23 protein-coding genes and 1 tRNA gene are annotated in these 21,476 nt (G+C 65.7%); 5 read left to right on the top strand and 19 right to left on the bottom strand.

Annotation, left to right across the window (positions count from 1 at the left end; all coding sequences use genetic code 11):
- The gene (locus tag O7A60_RS25895) at nucleotides 1-1,089 is read right to left on the bottom strand and encodes a PLP-dependent cysteine synthase family protein (RefSeq protein WP_337108596.1); all 1,089 of its coding nucleotides are present in this window, start codon (nucleotides 1,087-1,089) and stop codon (nucleotides 1-3) included.
- Between the two features lie 248 nt (nucleotides 1,090-1,337).
- On the opposite strand from O7A60_RS25895, the gene O7A60_RS25890 reads away from it, so the two are divergent.
- Nucleotides 1,338-3,338 carry a transcriptional regulator gene (locus O7A60_RS25890; protein WP_337108595.1) on the top strand — a complete coding sequence of 667 codons (2,001 nt, stop codon included), beginning with the start codon at nucleotides 1,338-1,340 and terminating at the stop codon, nucleotides 3,336-3,338.
- 97 nt (nucleotides 3,339-3,435) lie between these two features.
- Nucleotides 3,436-3,612, top strand: coding sequence for a hypothetical protein (locus O7A60_RS25885; RefSeq protein WP_337108594.1), 177 nt, complete (start codon nucleotides 3,436-3,438; stop codon nucleotides 3,610-3,612).
- A gap of 37 nt (nucleotides 3,613-3,649) precedes the next feature.
- Here O7A60_RS25885 and O7A60_RS25880 read toward each other — a convergent pair whose 3' ends face one another.
- The 11 genes from O7A60_RS25880 to O7A60_RS25830 form a co-directional block, all read right to left on the bottom strand.
- Nucleotides 3,650-3,958 carry a UBP-type zinc finger domain-containing protein gene (locus O7A60_RS25880; RefSeq protein ID WP_140507000.1) on the bottom strand — a complete coding sequence of 103 codons (309 nt, stop codon included), beginning with the start codon at nucleotides 3,956-3,958 and terminating at the stop codon, nucleotides 3,650-3,652.
- Nucleotides 3,958-5,649 (bottom strand): FAD-dependent oxidoreductase, encoded by a 1,692-nt coding sequence (locus O7A60_RS25875; protein ID WP_337108593.1) that lies wholly within the window; start codon nucleotides 5,647-5,649, stop codon nucleotides 3,958-3,960. The genes O7A60_RS25880 and O7A60_RS25875 overlap by 1 nt, the downstream gene beginning before the upstream one ends.
- Nucleotides 5,650-5,800: 151 nt before the next feature.
- Nucleotides 5,801-5,885 (bottom strand) — tRNA-Leu (locus tag O7A60_RS25870).
- Between the two features lie 123 nt (nucleotides 5,886-6,008).
- A complete protein-coding gene (locus O7A60_RS25865) occupies nucleotides 6,009-6,629 on the bottom strand; it encodes a 2,3-bisphosphoglycerate-dependent phosphoglycerate mutase (RefSeq protein WP_337108592.1) in 621 nt (206 codons plus the stop codon).
- A gap of 91 nt (nucleotides 6,630-6,720) precedes the next feature.
- Complete coding sequence (gene dapB, locus O7A60_RS25860) at nucleotides 6,721-7,566, bottom strand: 4-hydroxy-tetrahydrodipicolinate reductase (RefSeq protein WP_337108591.1); 846 nt, start codon at nucleotides 7,564-7,566, stop codon at nucleotides 6,721-6,723.
- Nucleotides 7,563-9,422: an ABC transporter ATP-binding protein gene (locus tag O7A60_RS25855; RefSeq protein WP_337108590.1), complete on the bottom strand. Its 1,860-nt coding sequence runs from the start codon at nucleotides 9,420-9,422 to the stop codon at nucleotides 7,563-7,565. Before O7A60_RS25855 ends, dapB begins: the two co-directional genes overlap by 4 nt.
- A gap of 78 nt (nucleotides 9,423-9,500) precedes the next feature.
- Nucleotides 9,501-10,547 (bottom strand): glucokinase, encoded by a 1,047-nt coding sequence (locus O7A60_RS25850; protein ID WP_337108589.1) that lies wholly within the window; start codon nucleotides 10,545-10,547, stop codon nucleotides 9,501-9,503.
- Nucleotides 10,548-10,734: 187 nt separating this feature from the next.
- Nucleotides 10,735-11,826: a penicillin-insensitive murein endopeptidase gene (mepA, locus tag O7A60_RS25845; protein ID WP_337108588.1), complete on the bottom strand. Its 1,092-nt coding sequence runs from the start codon at nucleotides 11,824-11,826 to the stop codon at nucleotides 10,735-10,737.
- Between the two features lie 59 nt (nucleotides 11,827-11,885).
- On the bottom strand, nucleotides 11,886-12,800 hold the full coding sequence (locus O7A60_RS25840; protein ID WP_337108587.1) for an SDR family oxidoreductase: 915 nt from the start codon (nucleotides 12,798-12,800) through the stop codon (nucleotides 11,886-11,888).
- Nucleotides 12,797-13,951, bottom strand: coding sequence for a tRNA epoxyqueuosine(34) reductase QueG (queG, locus tag O7A60_RS25835; protein WP_337108586.1), 1,155 nt, complete (start codon nucleotides 13,949-13,951; stop codon nucleotides 12,797-12,799). The genes O7A60_RS25840 and queG overlap by 4 nt, the downstream gene beginning before the upstream one ends.
- The gene (locus tag O7A60_RS25830; protein WP_015314714.1) at nucleotides 13,932-14,624 is read right to left on the bottom strand and encodes a glutathione S-transferase family protein; all 693 of its coding nucleotides are present in this window, start codon (nucleotides 14,622-14,624) and stop codon (nucleotides 13,932-13,934) included. Before O7A60_RS25830 ends, queG begins: the two co-directional genes overlap by 20 nt.
- Before the next feature lie 321 nt (nucleotides 14,625-14,945).
- Between O7A60_RS25830 and O7A60_RS25825 the strand changes: the two genes are divergently transcribed.
- Complete coding sequence (locus O7A60_RS25825) at nucleotides 14,946-15,752, top strand: undecaprenyl-diphosphate phosphatase (protein WP_027142549.1); 807 nt, start codon at nucleotides 14,946-14,948, stop codon at nucleotides 15,750-15,752.
- Nucleotides 15,753-15,811: 59 nt separating this feature from the next.
- On the opposite strand, the gene O7A60_RS25820 is transcribed toward O7A60_RS25825, so the two are convergent.
- Nucleotides 15,812-16,189 (bottom strand): YraN family protein, encoded by a 378-nt coding sequence (locus tag O7A60_RS25820; RefSeq protein ID WP_027142550.1) that lies wholly within the window; start codon nucleotides 16,187-16,189, stop codon nucleotides 15,812-15,814.
- 105 nt (nucleotides 16,190-16,294) lie between these two features.
- On the bottom strand, nucleotides 16,295-17,191 hold the full coding sequence (gene rsmI, locus O7A60_RS25815; RefSeq protein ID WP_337108585.1) for a 16S rRNA (cytidine(1402)-2'-O)-methyltransferase: 897 nt from the start codon (nucleotides 17,189-17,191) through the stop codon (nucleotides 16,295-16,297).
- A 168-nt stretch (nucleotides 17,192-17,359) separates the two neighbouring features.
- Here rsmI and O7A60_RS25810 point away from each other — a divergent pair, with 168 nt between their 5' ends.
- Both O7A60_RS25810 and O7A60_RS25805 read left to right on the top strand, forming a co-directional pair.
- A complete protein-coding gene (locus O7A60_RS25810; protein ID WP_337108584.1) occupies nucleotides 17,360-17,545 on the top strand; it encodes a hypothetical protein in 186 nt (61 codons plus the stop codon).
- A 7-nt stretch (nucleotides 17,546-17,552) separates the two neighbouring features.
- Nucleotides 17,553-17,741, top strand: a complete 189-nt coding sequence (locus O7A60_RS25805; RefSeq protein WP_027142553.1) for a hypothetical protein — start codon at nucleotides 17,553-17,555, stop codon at nucleotides 17,739-17,741.
- Nucleotides 17,742-17,799: 58 nt separating this feature from the next.
- Here O7A60_RS25805 and O7A60_RS25800 read toward each other — a convergent pair whose 3' ends face one another.
- From O7A60_RS25800 to rph, 5 genes are all read right to left on the bottom strand, one after another.
- A complete protein-coding gene (locus O7A60_RS25800) occupies nucleotides 17,800-18,123 on the bottom strand; it encodes a low molecular weight protein tyrosine phosphatase family protein (protein WP_337108583.1) in 324 nt (107 codons plus the stop codon).
- 3 nt (nucleotides 18,124-18,126) lie between these two features.
- Nucleotides 18,127-19,305, bottom strand: coding sequence for a radical SAM family heme chaperone HemW (hemW, locus tag O7A60_RS25795; RefSeq protein ID WP_337108582.1), 1,179 nt, complete (start codon nucleotides 19,303-19,305; stop codon nucleotides 18,127-18,129).
- Nucleotides 19,302-19,979, bottom strand: coding sequence for an RdgB/HAM1 family non-canonical purine NTP pyrophosphatase (rdgB, locus tag O7A60_RS25790; protein WP_337108581.1), 678 nt, complete (start codon nucleotides 19,977-19,979; stop codon nucleotides 19,302-19,304). The genes hemW and rdgB overlap by 4 nt, the downstream gene beginning before the upstream one ends.
- Complete coding sequence (locus O7A60_RS25785; protein ID WP_337108580.1) at nucleotides 19,979-20,389, bottom strand: VOC family protein; 411 nt, start codon at nucleotides 20,387-20,389, stop codon at nucleotides 19,979-19,981. Before O7A60_RS25785 ends, rdgB begins: the two co-directional genes overlap by 1 nt.
- Nucleotides 20,390-20,571: 182 nt before the next feature.
- Nucleotides 20,572-21,288 carry a ribonuclease PH gene (gene rph / locus O7A60_RS25780; protein ID WP_027142558.1) on the bottom strand — a complete coding sequence of 239 codons (717 nt, stop codon included), beginning with the start codon at nucleotides 21,286-21,288 and terminating at the stop codon, nucleotides 20,572-20,574.
- Nucleotides 21,289-21,476: the final 188 nt, after the last annotated feature.

The raw sequence follows: 21,476 nt of genomic DNA, 5'->3' as shown, positions 1-21,476 counted from the left end.
TCAAGCCGCCGGAAACTGGCAGCCGGGCGTCGAGCGCGACAGCGCCAACTCGTCGGCATCCATTTCGGCCTCGATGCCGTCGAACAGCGGTGTCGACATGTAGCGCTCGCCAGTGTCGGGCAACATGCACAGGATCACCGATCCCGCCGGCGCCTTCTCCGCGACCTGCCGCGCCACGGCGAAGGTGGCGCCGCCGGAAATGCCGGTGAAGATGCCTTCCTTCTGGGCTAGCGCCCGCGCCCATTTGATGCCCTCTGGCCCTGCGATCGGCATCACCTCGTCATAGAGGCTGGCTTCGATCGCTTCCTGCAGGACATTGGGGATGAAGTCCGGCGTCCAGCCCTGGATCGGGTGCGGCTCGAAGGCCGGGTGGCTGGCGGCGGGGGCGCCATCGGCAGCGCGCTGCTGCGCCTTGCCGCTGCCGATCAGTTGCGCATTGGCCGGCTCGGAGAGCACGATGCGGGTATCGGGCCGTTCGCGGCGCAAGACTCGCGCCACGCCGACGACGGTGCCGCCGGTGCCATAGCCGGTGACGAAGCAATCCAGCCGCGAGCCGGCGAAATCGTTGATGATTTCGCGCGCGGTCGTCGCCTCGTGGATGGCGGCATTGGCGGCCGTCTCGAACTGGCGGGCGAGGAACCAGCCATTGGCCTCGGCCAGCTCGACCGCCTTCTTGTACATGCCAAAACCCTTTTCGGCGCGCGGCGTCAGCACCACCTTGGCGCCGAGCATGCGCATCAGCTTGCGGCGCTCGACCGAAAAGCTGTCGGCCATGGTGACGACCAGCGGATAGGCCTTTTGCGCACAGACCATGGCGAGGCCGATGCCGGTGTTGCCGCTGGTCGCCTCGACCACGGTCTGGCCAGGCTTCAGCGCGCCGCTACGTTCGCCCTCCTCGATGATGTTGAGCGCCAGCCGGTCCTTCACCGAGGCGCCCGGGTTGAAGAACTCGGCCTTGACGTAGATGGTCGCATGGGCCGGCGCGAGATTGTTGATGCGCACCGCCGGCGTGTCGCCGACAGTGTCGAGAATGCTGTCGAACAGGCGGCCGCGCCCGGCGGTGGTCCTGATTTTCTGTTTGTTCAACATCGTTGATCTCCTCGATCGTGTTCATTTTCACGGACCGGTTACAAACCGGCGGCCCGGGCGGCGAGCTTTCGAGACCTTGCCGCGCTAGGAGTAATGTGCCGGCGATGCGGCAATGACCGCTGCCGGCGCGAAATTCGCCGCAGGATGCGCCAGATCGTGTTTGGTGATAAAGCAGGGGCCGACAGGCCAGCGTGGGAGCAGGCGTGGAAACGGACGTGGAATCCGCACCATCGAGCCAGGACGGCGGAATGCCGGGCCTGTCCGTGCGCCTGCTCGGCCAATTAGCGATCACGCGTAACGGTGTGCCGATGGCACTGCCGGCCTCGCGCAAGCTGCGGGCGCTGCTTGCCTATCTGGCGCTGGCGCCGCACCCGGTGGGGCGCAGCCGCCTGTGTGAACTTCTGTGGGACGTGCCCAACGATCCGCGAGGCGAGCTGCGCTGGTGCCTGAGCAAGTTGCGCGGCGCTCTCGACACGCCGGACCAGCGCCGTGTCCGCACGCAGGACGATACGGTCGCGCTCGATCTCGGCGGTTGCCTTGTCGATGCGTTGGAGATCAGCCATGCGGCCACGCACGGGATCGACACGCTCGATGCCGAGCGGTTGCGAGCGCTGGCAGAACTCTTCGCCGGCGATTTTCTCGACGGGCTGGAATTCGAACGCAATCCGCACTTCAACAGCTGGCTGATCGGCCAGCGCCGCCGCTTCCGGTCCGTCCACGCGGCGGTGCTGGAACGGCTCGTCGCGAGCCTGCCCACGGACTGCGACGAAGCGACCGCCCATCTCGACAGATGGGTGGAACTCGCGCCTTTCGACGGGCGCGCGCATACGACGCTGCTGGCGAGCCTCGCCCGGCGCGGCGAGATCACCGCGGCCGAGAAGCATCTGGCGGTGGCGGCACAGCTGTTCCAGTCGGAAGACCTGGATTTCGCCCCGCTCCGGACAGCCTGGCGGGTGATCCGCGACCAGCAGTCGTCTGCCTCGCCGCGGCCGCAGCCGGCCTGCCTATCCACAGCATCGCAATTGGGGGCAACACTAGACCTTGGTCCACTCGACTCCGGTCCACTCGAGCCGAGCCATACGTCGCTGGCGGTGATGCCGTTTATTGAGGAATCCGGCCTGCGCGGCGGGCTGGCCGATGGCCTTACCCACGACATCATCACCCGTCTCGCCAAGCTGCGGGATTTCTTCGTCATCGCGCGCGGATCGGTCTTCGCACTGGCCGACAAGGGCATCGCACCCGAGGAGGCCGGTCGCCGGCTGAAGGTCGACTATGTCGCCACCGGCACGGTGCGCAGCATGGCCGGCCGCCTGATCGTCAGCGTCGAACTCGTCGAGGTGCGTACCGCCAGGATCGTCTGGGCCGAGACCTTCGAGCGCCGTCCGGACGACATTTTTGCCGTGCTCGACGACGTCGGCGACAGCATCGTGTCGTCGATCTCGGTGGAGGTCGAGACCGTCGAGCGTAACCGAGCCCTGCTGAAGGCGCCCAACTCGCTCAACGCCTGGGAGGCCTACCACCGCGGCCTCTGGCACATGTATCGCTTCACCCAGGCCGAGAACGAAACGGCGCGGCATTTCTTTGCCAGGGCCTTGCAGCTCGATCCGACCTTCGCCCGCGCCTATGCCGGCCTGTCCTTCACCCACTGGCAGAACGCCTTCCAGCGCTGGGGCGACCGCGACCGGGAAAGCGCGCTGGCCTTCGAGAGCGCCGGCCAGAGCCTGCTGGTCGACGACCACAATCCGGCCGCGCACTGGGCAATGGGGCGGGCGCTGTGGCTGCGCGGCGAACAGGAAGGCTCGCTCGGCGAACTGGAACAGGCGGTGAAACTCAGCCCCAATTTCGCACTCGGCCATTACGCGCTGTCCTTCGTCCACTCGCAATCGGGCGACCCGAAGGCGGCAATAAGCTCCTCAGACCATTCGCGCCATCTCAGCCCGTTCGACCCGCTGCTGTTCGGCATGCTGGGCGCGCGGGCGATGTCGCATGTCCGACTCGGCCAGTTCGAGGAGGCAGCCGTATGGGCGCTGAAGGCGGCGGCGCGGCCGAACGCGCACGCCATCATTCTGGCGATCGCGGCACATTGCCTGGCGCTGGCGGGGCGGCTCGACGAGGCGCGCGGCTTTGCAGCCGCGATCCGCAAGACGTTGCCGGATTACCGCGCCGACGATTTCATCGGCACGTTCCGCTTCGAGCCCGACGCCGAAGCGTTGTTCCGGCAAGGCGCCAGGCGGATCGGGCTCGGCTGATTTTAGGTTTGAATCGCCTGCGTTAACGAAGTCGGCAGGAGTTGCTTAACCGTTCACGGCTATGTGACCTCCGGGGGGCCATGGCAAAGTGAGTATGATGAGCAACAGCCCCGACAAGCGCAGCGAATGGCGCGCCATCCTTCATGTACAGGCCCGCGTCGCCGTGCTGTTCGTTCCGGTCGTGGCCAGCCTGCTGCTCATCGCCGCGCTTGCCGGCAACGATCGCAAGTCCGTTCCCGATGTTGACCGGACCATCACCGGTTCGGTGCGATAGATCAGACCGGCCCGCTTTTCCCAGCTCGCCGAAGCACTCAGTAAAATCGCGGGATCGGGCCGTTCTGCGGGGTGGTACGGTCGCCGAGGTCGAGAAAGATCTCGTCGACATAGCACCAGCCCCAGCCTTCCGGGGGGTCATAGCCCTCTATGACGGGATGGCTGGTGGCATGAAAATGCTTGGTGGCGTGGCGGTTGGGGGAATCGTCGCAGCAACCGACATGGCCGCAGGTGCGGCAGAGCCGCAGATGCACCCACCACGAGCCGCTCTTCAGGCATTCCTCGCAGCCAAGCGCGCTCGGCGTCACGTCCTTGATCCCAGCCGCGTGTCTGCACTCGTCCGCCATCACACTCCCCCGACCAGTTGAGGCGCGTCGGCATGGCTGCCTTCCCGCCCAAGAAATGCATGCAATGCGGCCACCACCTGGGCGCCTTCGCCGACAGCCGCCGCGACGCGTTTGACGGAGCCGGAGCGCACGTCGCCGATGGCGAACACGCCGCTGCGGCTCGTCTCCATCAGGCCATGCGCCGATGCTATGTCCGATCCGGTGCGGATGAAACCCCTGGCATCCAGCGCCACGTCGGATTGGGCGAGCCAGTCGGTGTTCGGGTCGGCGCCGATGAACAGGAAGAGATGGCGGATCGGCCGCGTCGTTAAGGCGCCGCTCGAGCGGTCGCGCCAGCGGACCGTGGCAAGATTGCCTTCCTCGCCGTCCAGCGCCTCGACCTCGGTGCCGGTCAGCACCTCGATGTTCGGCTGCGCCCTGATGCGCTCGACGAGGTAACGCGACATCGAGGCTTCGAGACTGCCGCCACGCGCCAGCAGCGCCACTTTCCTGACATGGCTGGCCAGGAAGACGGCCGCCTGGCCAGCCGAATTGCCGGCGCCGACCAGTGCCACTTCCTGGCCGCCGCAAAGCCGTGCCTCGATGGGCGAGGCCCAATAATGCACGCATGTGCCCTCGAACTCGGCGAGATTGGCGACATCGAGGCGGCGATAGCGCGCGCCGCTGGCGATCACCACCGAGCGCGTGCGCACCGTCTCGTCGTCGCCGACCGCAAGCTGGTAGCGCGCGCCGTCGGTGGCGGCGCCGAGCAGCTTCACCTCGTCGGGAATGACCATCTCGACGCCGAATTTCTGCGCCTGGTTGTAGGCGCGCGCCATCAGCGCCATGCCGGTAATGCCCGTGGGGAAGCCGAGATAGTTCTCGATGCGCGCCGAGGCGCCCGCCTGCCCGCCGAAGGCACGGCAATCGAGCACGATGGTCGACAAGCCTTCGGAGGCCGCGTAGACCGCCGCCGCCAGCCCGGCCGGCCCGGCGCCGACAATGGCGACGTCATAGACCTTGCTGGCGTCGACCGGCCGCAGCAGGCCGATGCAGCGGGCGAGGTCTTTTTCCGCGGGATTGAGCAGCAGCCTGCCGTTCGGGCACAGCACGACCGGCAAATGGTGGGGATCGACATGGAAGTGCTCGAACAGGGTCTTCGCGCAAGGATCGGTTTTGGAATCGAGCACGCGGTGGGGCTGGCCGCTGCGGGCGAGAAATCCCTGCAGGCGAAGGACATCGCCATTGTCGGCCGGCCCGACGATGATCGGACCGATCGTGCCGCTCTCGAGCAGCCCGACGCGGCGCAGGATCAGCGCCCGCATGATGCGCTCGCCGAGATTGGCCTCCTGCACCATCAGGTCGCGCAGCCTCTGCGAGGAGATGACGAACGCCTCGACCGGCTCGGCGGCCTGCGCATTGACCAGCGAGGGACGGGCCGAAAGCTGCGCCAGTTCGCCGACGAAGCTGCCTGGACCATGGGTGACGATCGTCTCGCGCCGGCCGAGCTTGCCGTCCTGCGTGATGTCCACCTTGCCCGACAGGACGACGATCAGCCCCGGGGACACATCGCCGGCCTCGAATATGTGCTCGCCGGCGGCATAGGCGCTGGCCTCACCGAACCGGCGCATGCGCTCGATGTCGGCCTCGGCCAGCGTCGGGAAGGCCTGATCGCGGCGGGCGCCGAAGATCGTGGTGGCGGATTGAGACATGGGAGCGAGCGTAGCGAAGCGGGAGCGCGGTTTGAAGCGGTTTGTGTGGGGACTGGCCAGGAGGGGAGGTCATTGGGCAAGAAAAAAGCCCGGACGAACCGGGCTTTTTTCTTGAGCTTCTGAACCGATCGAATGGTTCGAAACGGGAATTTGGTGCCCAGAAGAGGACTCGAACCTCCACTCCTTGCGGAACACGGACCTGAACCGTGCGCGTCTACCAATTCCGCCATCTGGGCTGGTGCGGGCTCAATAAGCGGGCAAGCGATTGCTGTCAACGCGCTTTTTGGAACAGGACGCCAAAAGCTGGGAAGTCGCTTTAGCAAAGCTGGTGGAGGCCCGCCGCCGCAACTCGCCAGCCGTCAGCCTTCCAGCACTTCCTTCGAGGCCACGGTCGAATCGGCGTTGAGCTGGTAGATGACAGGCACGCCAGTGCCGAGTTCCAGCTTGACGATCTCCTCGCCCGACTTGCCGTCCAGCGCCATGATCAGCGCGCGCAGCGAGTTGCCGTGGGCGGCGACCAGCACGGTGCCGCCGCGCAGCACGTGCGGCTGCAGATCGTGCAGGTAGTAGGGCCAGACGCGGGCGCCGGTGTCCTTCAGGCTTTCACCGGCGGGCGGCGGTACGTCGTAGGAGCGACGCCAGACATGCACCTGCTCCTCGCCCCATTTCTGGCGCGCATCGTCCTTGTTGAGGCCGGAAAGGTCGCCATAGTCGCGCTCGTTCAGCGCCTGGTCGCGAATGGTCTTCAGGTCGCTCTGGCCGACGGCGTCGAGAATGTGCTGGCAAGTCTTCTGCGCCCGGACCAGCGCCGAGGTGAAGGCAATGTCGAATTTCAGGCCGCGCGCCTTGAGCTTCAGGCCGGCGGCCTTGGCCTCGGCGTGGCCCTGCTCGGTCAGGTCGACGTCACGCCAGCCGGTGAACAGGTTTTTCAAATTCCATTCGCTCTGGCCGTGGCGCACGAGCACGAGAGTTCTCGACATTTTTGCTCCTCTGGGGTCTGAGCATTCCAGGAAAGTGTGTAGCGGTTTTCCGTCCGAACTTGCGTAAGAACGAAGATGGTTCAGGGTCGTTTCAGGCAAGCCCGAGCACGTCCCGCATTGAGTAAAGGCCCGGCTTCCTGCCGCGCGCCCAAAGTGCGGCCTTGACCGCGCCGCGGGCGAAGATGGCGCGGTCCTCGGCATGGTGGGACAGCGTGATGCGCTCGCCGGTGCCGGCCAGGATCACGCTGTGGTCGCCGACCACCGAGCCGCCGCGCAGCGCGGCGAAGCCGATCGAGCCGGTTTTTCGCACACCCGTATGGCCGTCGCGTGAACGCACGTCGTTGCCGGCCAGTGCAATGCCGCGCCCGGCGGCGGCGGCCTCGCCGAGCAGAAGCGCGGTGCCCGAAGGCGCGTCGACCTTGTGCCTGTGGTGCATTTCGAGGATTTCGATGTCGAAATCATCGGCATCGAGCGCGCGCGCCGCCTGTTCGACCAGCACCGCCAGCAGGTTGACGCCGAGGCTCATATTGCCCGACTTGACGATGGTCGCGTGGCGCGCGGCGGCAGCGATTTTCGCATTGTCGTCGACCGAACAGCCGGTCGTGCCGATGACATGGACGATGCGCGCCTGCGCCGCGTAGCCGGCGAACTCGACCGTCGAGGCCGGGGTGGTGAAATCGAGCACGCCGTCGGCCCTGGCGAAGACCGGCAGCGGATCGCTGCCTATCGGCACATCGATGCGGCCGACGCCTGCCAGTTCGCCCGCATCCTTTCCCAGATGAGGCGAATCCGCGCGCTCGACCGCGCCGATGACGCGGGCGCCCGGAATGGCATGGATGGCGCGGATCAGCGTCTGGCCCATGCGGCCGGCCGCGCCGACCACCACAAGTCCCATATCGCTGGCCGGCTCGCCTGATGTTGCCGATGTTTCGCTCATGCCGTGCTCCCGGCGATGTTCTCGGTCTCTAATTCCCGAACCGAAGTCTCGGCCGGCACGCTGTCGTCGACAAGCCCCAGGCCCTTGACGCCCTGTATGCGGTGGAAACGGGCATAGACGCTGTGCGGGTCGGCCATCAGCGAGGCGTGCGTGCCCTCTTCGACCAGATGGCCCTGTTCCAGCACGATGATGTGGTCGGCATTGACCACGGTCGACAGGCGGTGCGCGATGACGATGGTGGTGCGCCCTTCCATGACCTTGGTGAGCGCCTGCTGGACACGGGCTTCGGCTTCGTTGTCGAGCGCCGATGTCGCCTCGTCGAGCAGCAGGATCGGTGCCTGGCGCACGATGGCGCGGGCGATCGACACACGCTGGCGCTGGCCGCCGGAAAGCGTGGCGCCATTCTCGCCGACCGGCGTGTCATAGCCTTGCGGCTGCTGGCGGATGAACTCGTCGGCCGCGGCCAGTCGCGCGGCCTGTTCGATCTCGGCGTCGGTCGCCGAGGGGCGGCCATAGCGGATGTTGTCGCGGATGGTGCCTTCGAACAGGTAGGGCGCCTGCGAGACATAGGCGATCGAGCCGCGCAGCGACTGTTTGGTGACCTTGGAAATGTCCTGGCCGTCGATCTCGATCGTGCCGCTCTCGACATCGTAGAAGCGCTGCAGCAGCGCCACCAGCGTCGTCTTGCCGGCGCCGGATGCACCGATGACGGCGGTCATCTTGCCGGCGGCGGCGACGAAGCTCAGACCCTGAAGGACAGGCGCCTCCTCGACATAGCGGAAGGACACGTTGTTGAAGCGCACTTCGCCGGTGGTGAAATGTGCCTGTGTGGCGCCTGGAGCGTCGCCCTGCTTCGGCTCGAGGTCGAGCAGTTCGTAGATCATGCGCGCGTTGACCAGTGCCCGTTCCATGCCGACCTGCATGCGCGCCAGGCGCCGCGCCGGATCATAGGCCAGGATCAGCGCGGTGATGAACGAAAAGACCGCGCCCGGCGGCTGGCCCAGAACCAGCGCCCGGTAACCGGAATAAGCGATGACGGAGGTGACGGCGAGACCAGCCAGCATGTCGGAGATCGGCGACAGCCGTTCGGAGACGCGGGCAATCTTGTTGGAGCGCTGTTCGGCGTCGTTGGCGAGCTTGCCGATGCGGCCCGACAGCTCGTCCTCCATGGTGAAGGCCTTGACGATGGCGATGCCTTGCGTGGCTTCCTGAACCGCGCCGATCAGCCGCGAATTGATGAGCACCGATTCCCGGGTTATGCGCCGTACGCGGCGGGTGAGGTAGACGACGGCCCAGATCAGCGGCGGCCCGATCAGCAGCGAACTGAGCGACAGGACCGGATCCTGGTAGACCATGACGCCGAGAAGCCCGATCAGCGTCACGGCGTCACGGGTAATCGAGGTCAGCGTCAACGACAGCAGGTCGCGGATGCCGCCGACGTTTTCGTTGACCTGCGCCGCCAGCCGGCCGGAGCGTGTGTCGTTGAAGAAGCCCACGCCGAGCTTCATCAGGTGATCGAAGATGCGCTTCTGGTAGCGCGCCACCAGATTGTTGCCGATCTTGGCCAGCGCCACCGCCTGGCCATAGCCGGCGAAGCCGCGCAGCAGGAAGGCCGCCATGAAGCCGGCGCAGATCCAGACGATCGCATCGCCTCGCCGTTCGTAGAAGATCTGGTTGACCATCGGGGCCATGATCCAGGCCGTGAAGGCGGTCGTGCCCGAAACGATCAGCGAGCAGGTGATGACCATCACATAGGTCCAGCGATAGTCATGGCTGTTCTCAGCGAGAATGCGGCGCAGCACCGCTGTGACCTCGCCGGGCCGGGCTTTCAGCTTGTTTGGAGTTTGAAGTGTCAAATCAGAGGGCTTTGTCGGTTTCGGCTTCCCGTGGCCGGGCAATTCGGCACCCCTATTAACGCCAAGCAGCCGGCTTGCCTATGCCTTGGGGTGACTAACTTCGTCGCGCCAGCGCCGGCCCGATGTCTGGACACCGAACAGCGAGGGGTTCCTGGCATAGGCGGCAAGGCCGAGGAGCGCCGCCAGCGGATGGGTGATGACATAGACCGGCATGGTGCGCATCAGCGCGCCGTGCGGCGCCTTGTCCTCGAAGGCGGCGCGGAAATTGCCCTCCTTCAGCGCCGGTACGATCTTTTGCGCGATGCCGCCGGTGAGGAAAACCCCGCCCCGGCTCATGAACACCAAGGCAAGGTCGCCGGCGGTGCGGCCCAGGCAGGTGACAAAAGTCTCCAGCGCTTCCTGCGCCACGGGATCGGTCTTGGCCAGCGCCGCAGCGGTGACCTCGGCCGGCGTGGTGAAGGGCGATGGCTTGCCGTCCGCCCTGGCCACCGCCCGGTAGACGTTGACGAGGCCTCGCCCGGACAGGATCTGCTCGCCCGAAATGCGGCCGTCGAGCTTCTCGATGTGCGGGAATACCTGGAAATCGCGGGCCGAACGCGGCCCGATGTCCATATGGCCGCCTTCGCCGGGCACCGGTATCCAGTGATGCAGCGCGTGGACCAGCCCGGCGACGCCGAGCCCGGTTCCCGGTCCCAGCACGACGCGGCCGGCATTGGGCTCCGGCGTGCCGCCGCCGATCTTTTCCATCTGCTCTTCGCCGAGCGCGACGACGGCCAGCGCCTGCGCCTCGAAATCGTTGAGCACGACGATGTCGCTCAGGCCGAGGCTGGCGAACATCTGCCGGGGCTTGACGACCCAGGGACAGTTGGTGAGTTCGATCTCGTCGCCATCGACCGGACCGGCCACCGCCAGCACAGCCGAATTGGGTCGGACCGAGGAGCGATCGAGCACGGCCGACTGGATCGCCTCGTCGATGGTGCTGTAATTGGCGGTCTGGACGATGGTCGGCTCGCCGGCCTCGGAATTGGCGTCGAGCACGATCGAAAAGCGCGCATTGGTGCCGCCGATATCGCCGATCAGGATCGGAAACCGCAGCAAAGTCTCGTCGTCGCCTGCGCCTGGCATGCTCTCGTCCGTCCCCCGGCGCCCTCGATGGCGTTTCGCCGTTCTTCCGTTGACTAGCGCATGAGTTTGAAAAGGGAAACGGTTTTCGGACCCGGCGACGCACAGGGAGAGGTTCTGCGGCCAAACGGCCACTGTTTCATGAAAGCAGGCAGCTAAACCGATTGAGCTTGCCGACGGCGCCCGACAATCACTTCGCGGGCGGGCGTGGACGCGGCACCGGCACGCCTACCTCGGGTGTCGCCGTGAAGGCGTTCAACGCGCTTGGCAGGCCGGCCGCACTGCTGGCCGTGACGGCGGGCAGCGACGGCGCTTCGGGCTCGGGCGCGGGTGCCGCCACTGCGATCGGCACCGTGTCGCCGTGATAGGTCGCGGCCTCGGCCGAGGCAGGCCCCGGCGCGTCGAGCACCGCGCGGCATTCCTTGGGCAGGTTGGCCATCATCATCAGGTCGCGAGCCTTGGGCGCATCCGGGTTCTTGTTGGGCCGCCACGGCTCCTGCGTGAACCACCAGGCCAGCGGCTTGCCGCAACCGTCATCATCCGGCGTCGCTTCCTGTGCCTTGCAGTTGGGCGAACCCGGCTGGCAGCCGACGCGCATGTGGAAATGATAGTCGTGGCCCCAGAACGGCCTGATCTTGCGCAGCCAGGAGCGGTCACCCTTGACCGTGTCGCAGAGCTTCTTCTTGATGCCCGGATTGACCAGGATGCGCTCGACCTGCGGATAGCTCGCCGCGCGCTTCAGCAACGCCGTATGTTGCGGCGTCCACAGCGCATCCTTCACCAGATGCGTCTTCTCGTCGACCATCAGCGTGGCGCTCATGGTCTCGCGCTGCGCCCTGGTCATCGTGCGGTCGGGCATCGGCGTCAGCCAGATATCGGCGTCGAGCCCGATCTGGTGCGAGGCATGGCCGGTCAGCATCGGGCCGCCGCGCGGCTGCGCGATGTCGCCGATCAGCAGGCCGGGCCAACCGTCGGCGACGGCATCGCGCGACAATCTCTCGATCAGCGCGATCAGCGCCGGATGGCCCCAGCGGCGGTTGCGCGATGGCCGCATTACCTGCCAGGTCGGACCATCCATGGGGATGGCGACGCCGCCGGAAAAGCAGCCCTTGGAATAGAAGCCGAAGGATTGCGCCGCGGTAGCCGTCGGCAGTTTCTCGGCGCCGAACAGGTCTTTTGCCCGTTCCTCGGCCGCTGCGGGCTGCGCGGCGAGACCTGCCAGGGCCAGCGCCGCCGCCAATACCGAATTTCTGGCGCCAGGCGATCGCGTCGATGATTTCATGAACCGCACCCCCCGTGCCTCCAACGCCGAATCATACCACGCCAAGCGCCGCGCTTCGATCATCCTAACCCCTTCGCGGCCTTCATCGGACTGCGCGGCGCGCCGTCGCGCCAGTCGCCGCTTGCCCACATATGGTCGAAGGCGGCGCGATAGTCGGGAAAGCGAAACCGATAGCCCGCCGCCTTGATCGCCGCATTGGCGACCCGCTTGTTCTCGCCATAGAAGGACCGCGCCATGGGCGAAAGTTGGGCGGTCTCGAAGGGAATTTCAGGCGGCGGTGCGACACCCATCAGCGAAGCGGCATAAGCTACTACATCCTGCGGCGGCGCCGGCTCATCGTCGGTGAGGTTGAAGATGCCGCCCGTATTGCCGCCGATCAGATGCCAGAGCGCGCCCGATATGTCGTCGCAATGGATGCGGTTGAAGACCTGGTCCGGCTTGACCAGCCGCCTGGCCGTGCCGTTTTCCAGATTGACCAGCGCGTTGCGGCCCGGACCGTAAATGCCCGACAGCCGCAGGATCGCCACCGGCCGGTCGATGTCCTCGCCAAGCTTCAACCAGTCCTGCTCGGCCTCGACCCGCATCGTCGAGCGCTTCGAAACCGGCCGGCACGCGGCCGTTTCATCGACCCAGGCACCGCCATGATCGCCATAGACCCCGACGGTCGAGAGATAGCCGATCCATTTCAGGTCAGGCATCCCTGCGATCGCCTCGCGGGCGGCATTCAGCACGGGATCGCCGGCTTCCTCCGGAGCGACGGAAATCACCAGATGGGTGGTTTTCTCGAGCGCTTCGCCGATTTCGCCGGTTAGCGCGCCATCGAACAGCAGCGGGGCGATGCCGGCTTGGCGCAGCGCTTCGAATTTTTCCTCGGAGCGCGTCGTGCCGAAGATCGGGGCGGCTCCCCTGTTGGCGCGGCCAAAGGCCTTGCCCGAATAGCCGGCACCGAAGATGAGGATCCGCTTTTCGTTCATGCATGCGTCCTGTTTGGCCGCGCCAGGCGCCATTCCTCTCGGACGGCGCCATCGCCCTCGCTCTTCAGGCCGTTCGCGGCCCGTTCGGCATATTCGGTTTCCGGCACCAGCCGCGCCAGCGCCCATATTGCCGCGCCCCGCACCAGCGGCGAGGCATCGCCGAGCAGGTCCCGGACGCTATCGGCAAGCGCGGCCTCGCCAGAATTGCCGGCGGCGATCAGCACGTTGCGGACAAATCGGTCGCGGCCGATGCGTTTGATCGGCGAGCCGGAAAAGAAGGCGCGGAAGGCAGCATCGTCGAGGGCCAAAAGGTTGGCGAGTTCAGGCTCGCGCAAATCGTCGCGCGCAGCGAGCTTGGCCTCCGAAGCCGCACTTGCGAACTTGTTCCACGGGCATGCCGCGAGGCAGTCGTCGCAGCCATAGATGCGGTTGCCGATCGCCTCGCGGAATTCATGCGGGATCGGCCCCTTGTTCTCGATGGTGAGATAGGAGATGCAGCGCCGCGCATCGAGCCGATAAGGCGCCGGAAACGCGTCGGTCGGGCAGGCGTCGAGGCAGGCGCGGCAGGAGCCGCAATGATCGATCTCGGCCGCGTCGGGTGCGAGCTCGGCCGTGGTGAAGATGGTGCCGAGGAACAGCCAGGAGCCGTGCTCGCGGCTGACCAGATTGGTGTGCTTGCCTTGCCAGCCCAGCCCTGCTGCTTCCGCCAGCGGCTTTTCCATGACGGGCGCGGTGTCTACGAATACTTTGACGTCGCCGCCCGCCCGCGCGACGATCTTGCCGGCGATTTCCTTCAGCCGGCCTTTCATCACCTCGTGATAGTCGCGGTTTTTCGCGTAGACCGAGATCGCGCCGCGGTCGCGCCGGGCCAGCACGTCGCGCGGATCATGGTCAGGCCCATAATTCATCGCCAGCACGACGATCGAGCGCACGTCGGGCCACAGCGTGGAAGGCTCGCTACGGCGCGCAACCGTTTCGGCGATCCAGTCCATGGTGCCGTGAAAGCCGTCGGCGACGAATTCGGCCAGCCGGGCCGGCGCCAGCGGGATCGCATCGGGAGTGGTGACGGCAACGGCATCGAAGCCGGCGCGCCGCGCCTCCGCGTCGATCAGCGCACGCAGTTTTGACGCGTCAGAAGTCGAGATCCGCATAGTGCGATACCGGCGACAGGCCGCGCACGCGGTCGGTCAAAAGCGGCCGGAACGAAGGCCGCGATTTCACCCGCGTGTACCATTCGCGCGCGGCGGGGTGTTCGCGCCAATCGATCTCGCCGAGATAGTCGAGCACCGACAGCGTCGCGGCGGCCGCCAGATCGGCATAGGTGACCCTGCCGCCGGCCAGCCAGTGACGGGTGCCGGCCAGCCAGTTGGTGTATTTCATGTGCTGGCGGATGTTGGCGCGCGCGGCGCGGATGGCGCCCGAATCGGGCGAGCCGCCGCCCGCCGTTTCCGGCATCACCGGCTTCAGCACGCGCTCGCGCACCAGATGGCGCGTCACTTCGCTTTCGGCCTTGTTGAGATACCAGTCGATCAGCCTGCGGATTTCGGCGCGCTGCATCGGGTCCTCGGCGAACAGCCGCTTGTCGCGCTTGAGCACACCGCGCGTCTCGTCGAGATATTCCGAGATCACCGTCGCACCGATGATCGGCACGTCGCCCTCGGCCAGCAGGATCGGCAGCGTGCCGGCCGGATTCAGCGCCAAGAATTCCTTGCGCCGCGTCCACGGCTTTTCCTCGATCAGCGCCAGCTCCTCGCCATACTCGCCAAAGGCGAGGCGGACGAAGCGGCAGGTGGCGAACATGGGATGGTGGAAAAGCGTCAGCATGGTTCCGCGATGATAAAGCGCACTAATGTGGTTTGGATTTGAAGTTCCTGCCCCTCAATGGCATCCGCGTTCAGGAACTTCAAATCCAAACCACATTAGAACTCAAAGTTGACAGTGTGGCTCAGAATCCGGAATTCGCGCATCGCGCTCGTCCCGGGTGTGGCGAATTCCGGATTGCCACACTGGCGAATCGCAGGGCGCACCGGTAAGTCTTGGCCGCCCGGTTAGCGGGCCGTCAGGGGTGTTGCGACCTATAGGGGGACTTCGGCGCCATGACAAGCAAGCCATTCTGTTAGCCGTCACGCCAACGCCGAGGTAGAAATGGAAAGCCAGACCATCGTCGAAGCCCTGCTGCTTGGCCTGCTGGAAGGCTTGACCGAATTCATCCCGGTGTCCTCGACCGGCCATATCCTGCTCGCCGGCCATTTTCTCGGCTTCCAGTCAACCGGCAAGGCCTTCGAGATCCTGATCCAGCTCGGCGCCATCCTGGCGATCCTCAGCGTCTATTTCCGGCGCCTGTGGCAGATGCTGCTCGACCTGCCGCATGACCGGCTGACGCGGCATTTCGTCATCGGGATCCTCATTGCCTTCCTGCCGGCCGCGGTCATCGGCGCGTTGGCGCACGACTTCATCAAGACGGTGCTGTTCGAATCGCCAAGACTGATCTGCATCATGCTGATCATCGGCGGCGTGGTGCTGCTGGTCGTCGACCGCATGAACCTCAAGCCGGTCTATCGCGACGTCGAGCGGTTTCCGACCAGGCTTTACCTGCAGATTGGGCTTTTCCAGTGCCTGTCGTTGATCCCCGGCACATCGCGCTCCGGCTCGACCATCGTCGGCGCGCTGCTCCTGGGTGTCGACAAGCGGGCGGCGGCGGAATTTTCCTTCTTCCTCGCCATCCCGACCATGGTCGGCGCCTTCGCCTTCGACCTGTTCAAGAACCGCAACGTGCTGACTTCTGCGGACCTGCCGATCATCGCCATCGGCTTCGTCGCCGCCTTCGTCACCGCACTGTTCGTGGTGCGCTTCCTGCTCGACTACGTCTCGCGCAACGGCTACTCGCTGTTCGGCTGGTGGCGGCTGGTGGTGGGTGTTGTCGGGCTGGTGACGTTGATGATCTGGGGGTGAGGAGCGGTCCGCACCTCCGCGCCTTCGTCATCTACGGGCGGAGCAAGGAATGCCCCGCCTCAACTCCTCCCATAAAACGCATTCGGGACATGCACGGGCCAGCGCCAGGGCAGCACGGCGACCATGTCGAAGCGCATCGACAGCCTGCCATAGTCCGGCTGGCGCGACAGCCAGATGTCGGCCGCACCCTCGATGCGGCGCTCCGATTCGTGGCCGATCGCGTCCATGGCTTCGATCAGCGTGCGGCGCGCCTTGACCTCGACGAACAGCACCAGGTCGCCGCGCCGCGCGATCAGGTCGATCTCGCCAAAGCGCGTGCGGTGGCGGCGCGCCAGGATGCGGTAGCCCTTCAGCATCAGCGCGGCAGCCGCCAGCCATTCGCCGCGATGGCCGCGCCGGTAGGCTTTTTGGCGGCTGGCGCTCGGGCGCTCAGCCACTGCCGGCTCCGGAACTTTGCTCGACCATGATCTCTGGACAAACGAAACCGTTTGTCCGAGAAAACCGGCTTCCACTTTTTGCATTCGCTGACCTTCGGTTCGGGATCATGGTCTGTCCTTGATCTCGAGCAGCCGCCGATAGAGCGCCTGCTTCTGGCCGCCGGTCATTTTAGCGGCTTCCGCCGCCGCCTTGGAGGCCGGCATTTCGGCGGCGAGCGACAAAAGCAGACGATCGATGTCTTCGGGTTCGTCGGCCTTGGCCTCGGCGGGGCCGATGCAAACGACGATCTCGCCCTTCGGCGTATCGGCCGCCGCATAATGGTCGGCCAGCACTTGCAGCGTGCCGGTGCGCATTTCCTCGAACGTCTTGGTCAATTCCCGGCCGATGGCGGCTTTGCGTTCGCCGCCCAGCGCCTCGACCATGGCGCCGAGCGACTCAGCCAGCCGGCGCGGTGACTCGAAGAAGATCAGCGTCGCCGGCACCGCCTTCAGTGCCTCCAGCCGCGACAGCCGCTGGCCAACCTTGACCGGCAAAAAGCCGGCGAACAGGAAGGCGTCGGACGGCAGGCCCGACGCCGTCAGCGCGGCAAGCGGCGCCGACGGGCCGGGGATCGGCACGACGCGAATGCCCTGGTCGAGCGCCTCGCCGACCAGCCTGTAGCCGGGATCGGAGACCAGCGGCGTGCCGGCATCCGAAATCAGCGCCACGCTCTGGCCGGCTTCGAGTGCCGCGATCAGCTTCGGCCCGGCCTCGCCGGCATTGTGTTCGTGATAGGCGGTGGTGCGGCGGCGAATGCCGTAGCGGTCGAGCAGCACGCGCGACACACGCGTGTCCTCGCAGGCAACGATGTCGGCGGCAGCCAGCGTCTCCAGCGCGCGCAGCGTGATGTCGGCGAGGTTGCCGATCGGCGTCGCCACCAGATAGAGCGCCGGATCGAGCGGACGAGCCGCGATCTCGGCCTGCCCGACCACATAGCTGCGCTTGCCTGTCTCGCCAGTCACCAATGCCGTCTCCGTTCAGGCCTATCTGGCCCGCCAAATCTTGTTTGGCATGGCTGGCGCCGGCTTGCAAAACTCGCACCGGTGTAAGGCAATCGCCATTCCTTCGCCACAGTAGGGAACGAAACCGGGTTTGGCAGATTTAGCCCCTGATTCCCAAGGGAGGACAGGATGGACAGCCTGACGATACAGGACGCTTTCGAGCCTTACTATGCCGGCCGCAGCCGGAGTGCCGCACGCCAGGACAAACGGCTGCCACCTCGGAACGACACCAGCCTGACCAAGCAGGCCGCGAGTGCCTTGCCAACAGACGTCAGGCTTTCCGACAACAAACCCGACAGCACGACGGAGCACTGACCGGACGATGCCCAATCGCTTCGATATCTTCATCACCCGTCTTGAAACGAAAACCGCCCGCAACGGCGTACCGCAATCTCCGATAGGCGACCAGCACCGTGGCCGCCGCGACAAAGACGGCGCCAAGCCGGTCCGGAGCGGCGAGACGCATGCAGAGAAGGAGCGCGGAAAGCACCGCCACAAACACGACGCCTGATCTGGCTCAGATCGGCGAGGCGGCCGCGAAGGCGGAGGGGCGAACGCCGGCCAGGCGCTCAGTCCAGATATCGTGAAACGCGCGCCTTCAGAAGCGCTATCAGCTCCGGGTCCATGAATTCGTAGTCGTCCGGGATGTCGAGGCAGATCACCTTGGCCGCCTTCAGGTTGGCCTTGAATTTCTTCTGCAGTTTCGTCCGGTGGATTTTCTCCATGACAAAGATGATGTCGGCCCAGGCGACAAGTTCGTGCGTCAGCGGAGTGTCGGCATCAAGATTGGTGCCGGCCGAGGCGACTTCTATGTCGCGCCGCGTGGAAAACACCTGCTCGGCGGTAGGGCTGCGCAAGCGGTTCTGGCCGCAGACGAAGAGGACGTTTTTCAAGGGTTAGCGCGCCAGGTCCGCCACCACGGCGTCGAGCACGATCATGCCGGCCGGCGTGGCGCGCAGCCGCGCATTGCCGATCGGCGCCACCAGCCCCTCACCCTGCAGCACCGACAGCCGCGCGCTCGATAGGCCGCGTCCGGAAAACGCCTCGTAGCGGGAGAGGTCAATGCCTTCGGCGAGCCTGAGCCCCATCAAAAGAAACTCGTCGGCCTCCTCGGAGCGCGTCAGGAGTTCGCCGCCGGTGATGCCATGGCCCTTGGCCTCGACCAGATTGGCCCAGGTCTCCGGCATTCTCTCGGCAATCGTCACCACGCGATGGCCGTTCTCGATGAAGCGGCCATGCGCGCCTGGACCGACGCCGACATATTCGCCGTAGCGCCAGTAGGTCAGATTGTGCCGGCTCTCGGCGCCCGGCCTGGCGTGGTTGGAAATCTCGTAGGCCGGCAGGCCGTGCGCCGATGTGATTTCCTGCGTCAACGCGTAGAGATCGGCGGCGTGGTCGTTGTCGGGAATGACGAATTTCTTCGCCGCGTGCAGCGCATGGAAGGGCGTGCCTTCCTCGATGGTCAGCTGGTAAAGCGACAGATGGTCGGCGGCATGGCCGATCGCCTGTTCGAGTTCCGCCTGCCAATCCTGCGGCGTCTGCCCGGGGCGCGCATAGATCAGGTCGAAGGACAGGCGCGGAAAGATTTCGCGCGCGAGCCCGATGGCGTGCAAGGCTTCCTCGACATTGTGCAGCCTGCCGAGAAAGCGCAAATCCTTGTCATTCAGCGCCTGCACGCCGAGTGAGACGCGGTTGACCCCCGCCGCCCGGTAGCCACGGAAACGCTCCGCCTCGACCGAGGACGGGTTGGCCTCGAGCGTCACCTCGATGCCATCAGGCACCGTCCAGTTCCTGGCCACCGCATCCAGAACCCTGGCCACCGTTTCCGGCTTCATCAGCGACGGCGTGCCGCCTCCGAGAAAAATGCTGGTCACGTCGCGCGGCCCGGTGCGCTGGCGCATCGTCGCCAACTCGGCCTCGAAGGCGGCGGCAAAGCGCTCCTGGTCGACCGGCTGGTGGCGGACATGGCTGTTGAAGTCGCAATAGGGGCACTTGGCCGCGCAGAATGGCCAATGCACGTAGACGCCGAAGCCGGGACCGCGGTCGAGCGCCATGGTGGTTGCGGGTCCGATCATGCGGAGCCAAGCCTGACCGAATCAAGCCGAGCTTGGGCGAATTTCTGGAAGGCGCGGGCGCGGTGCGACAGCGCCGTCGCCTGGCCTGGCTTCCAGCCGTGCTTTTCCTCGGCACTCATCTCGCCGAAGGTTTTGTCGAAGCCATTGGGCAAGAACACCGGATCGTAGCCGAAGCCGAGCTCGCCGCGCGGCGGCCAGACCAGCGTGCCCTCGGCCTCGCCGCGATAGTATTCGGCTTCGCCGTCGGGAAAGGCGAGGCAGATGACGGCGACGAAGCGGCCCGTGCGCTGTTCGGGCGTGGCGGCGCCGACTTCCTGCAACGCGACTTCGGTGCGCTGCATGGCCATGGCGAAATCGCGCGATCCCTCCGGCGTCTCGGCCCAGTTGGCGGTATAGACGCCGGGCGCGCCGTCGAGCGCGTCGACGCAGAGGCCGGAATCGTCCGACAGCGCCGGCAGGCCGGTCGCCTTTGCGGCGGCGAAGGCCTTGATGTAGGCGTTCTCCTCGAAGGTGGTGCCGGTTTCGTCCGGTTCGGGCAGGCCATACTCCTTGGCCGACTTCGCCTCGAAGCCGAATGGACCCATCAGGTCGGCGAATTCGCGCAGCTTACCGGCGTTGTGGCTGGCAACGACGATCTTCTTGCCATCTAGCGCATGGAGGTTTGGTGAATGCATCAAAGGCCCCAGATTCTTGGCTCGGCGAACTCGATCGAATTGCCCGAGGGGTCGCGTATATAGATCGAACGGCCACCTTGCGGCCATTCGAATTCGCTTTCGATGGCGATTTTCTTCGCCTGAAGATGTGTTCTCCAGCCGTCGATTTCAGCGGCGCTGGCGGCAAAGCACAGATGACCCTCGCCGACCGCGCCATGCGGCGGCACTTTCAGCTTCGCGTCCGGTGCGGGCGGAATTTTGGTCGCCTCGGCGTTGAAGACGAGCAGGACGCCAGGGCCGCAGCGGAAGAAAAGGTGGCGGCCGTCGACCTTGCCGAGCAGGGTGAGGCCGAGGACGTCGGTGTAGAAGTGTTCAGCGGCATTGAGATCGGTGACGTAGAGGGCGGATTCCAGGATGGCGGAGGGTATCACGAGGCGCCCCCCTCTGCCCTGCCGGGCATCTCCCCCTCAACGGGGGAGATTGGCAATTTCGATGTTGTCGCACACCCAGCAACGCTGAAAACCAGCGAAGGCCGAGACCGTATCCGATCTCCCCCCTTGAGGGGGAGATGGCCGGCAGGCCAGAGGGGGGCGTTCAAGCTCGGCATTAAACCCTACGCCACCGCCATCTGCTGCAGGCTGACCAGCCGGGAAATGCCCTTCTTGGCCAGGCCCATAAGCGTCGCGAACTGGTCCTCGGAGAAAGGTTCGCCCTCGGCGGTGCCCTGGATCTCGACGATGCCACCCTTGCCGGTCATGACGAAATTGGCGTCGGTGCCGGCCGAGGAATCCTCGACATAATCGAGGTCGATGACCGGCTGGCCGTCATGGATGCCGCAGGAAATCGCCGCGACATGGTCTTTCAGCACTTTCGAAACGCTGGCCATCTGCCGGGCTTCCATCCAGCGCAGGCAATCATAGAGCGCCACCCAGCCGCCGGTGATCGAAGCGGTGCGGGTGCCGCCGTCGGCCTGGATGACATCGCAGTCGACGGTGATCTGCTGTTCACCCAGCGCCTGCAGGTCGACCACGGCGCGCAAGGAGCGGCCGATCAGGCGCTGAATCTCCAGCGTGCGGCCGCCCTGCTTGCCGGCGGAGGCCTCGCGACGCATGCGCTCGCCGGTCGAGCGCGGCAGCATGCCGTATTCCGCCGTGACCCAGCCCTTGCCGGAATTGCGCATCCAGCCCGGCACCTTTTCCTCGAGGCTCGCGGTGCACAGGACATGCGTGTCGCCGAACTTCACGAGGCAGGAGCCTTCGGCGTGTTTGGAGACGCCGCGCTCGAAAGAGATGGCGCGCATTTCGTCGAATTGGCGTTTGGAGGGGCGCATTCGGCCTGCTTTCTTGTCAGTTTCTTGAAATCGTGGCCGGCTTTTAGACGCAAGGGGGGCAGCGCGCAAAGGAAAACGGACCGGCGATCTGACACAGACACCGAGGTGATCTGGCACAGACACCGAGGTGATCTGGCACAGACACCGAGGTGATCTGGCACAGACCCCGAGGTGATCCGACACAGACA

The organism is Mesorhizobium salmacidum (SeqCode), from assembly GCF_037179605.1.
Classification (GTDB): Bacteria; Pseudomonadota; Alphaproteobacteria; order Rhizobiales; family Rhizobiaceae; genus Mesorhizobium; species Mesorhizobium salmacidum.
Note: the sequence above shows the minus strand (reverse complement) of the source record. Positions and strands in the feature narration are given on the sequence as shown.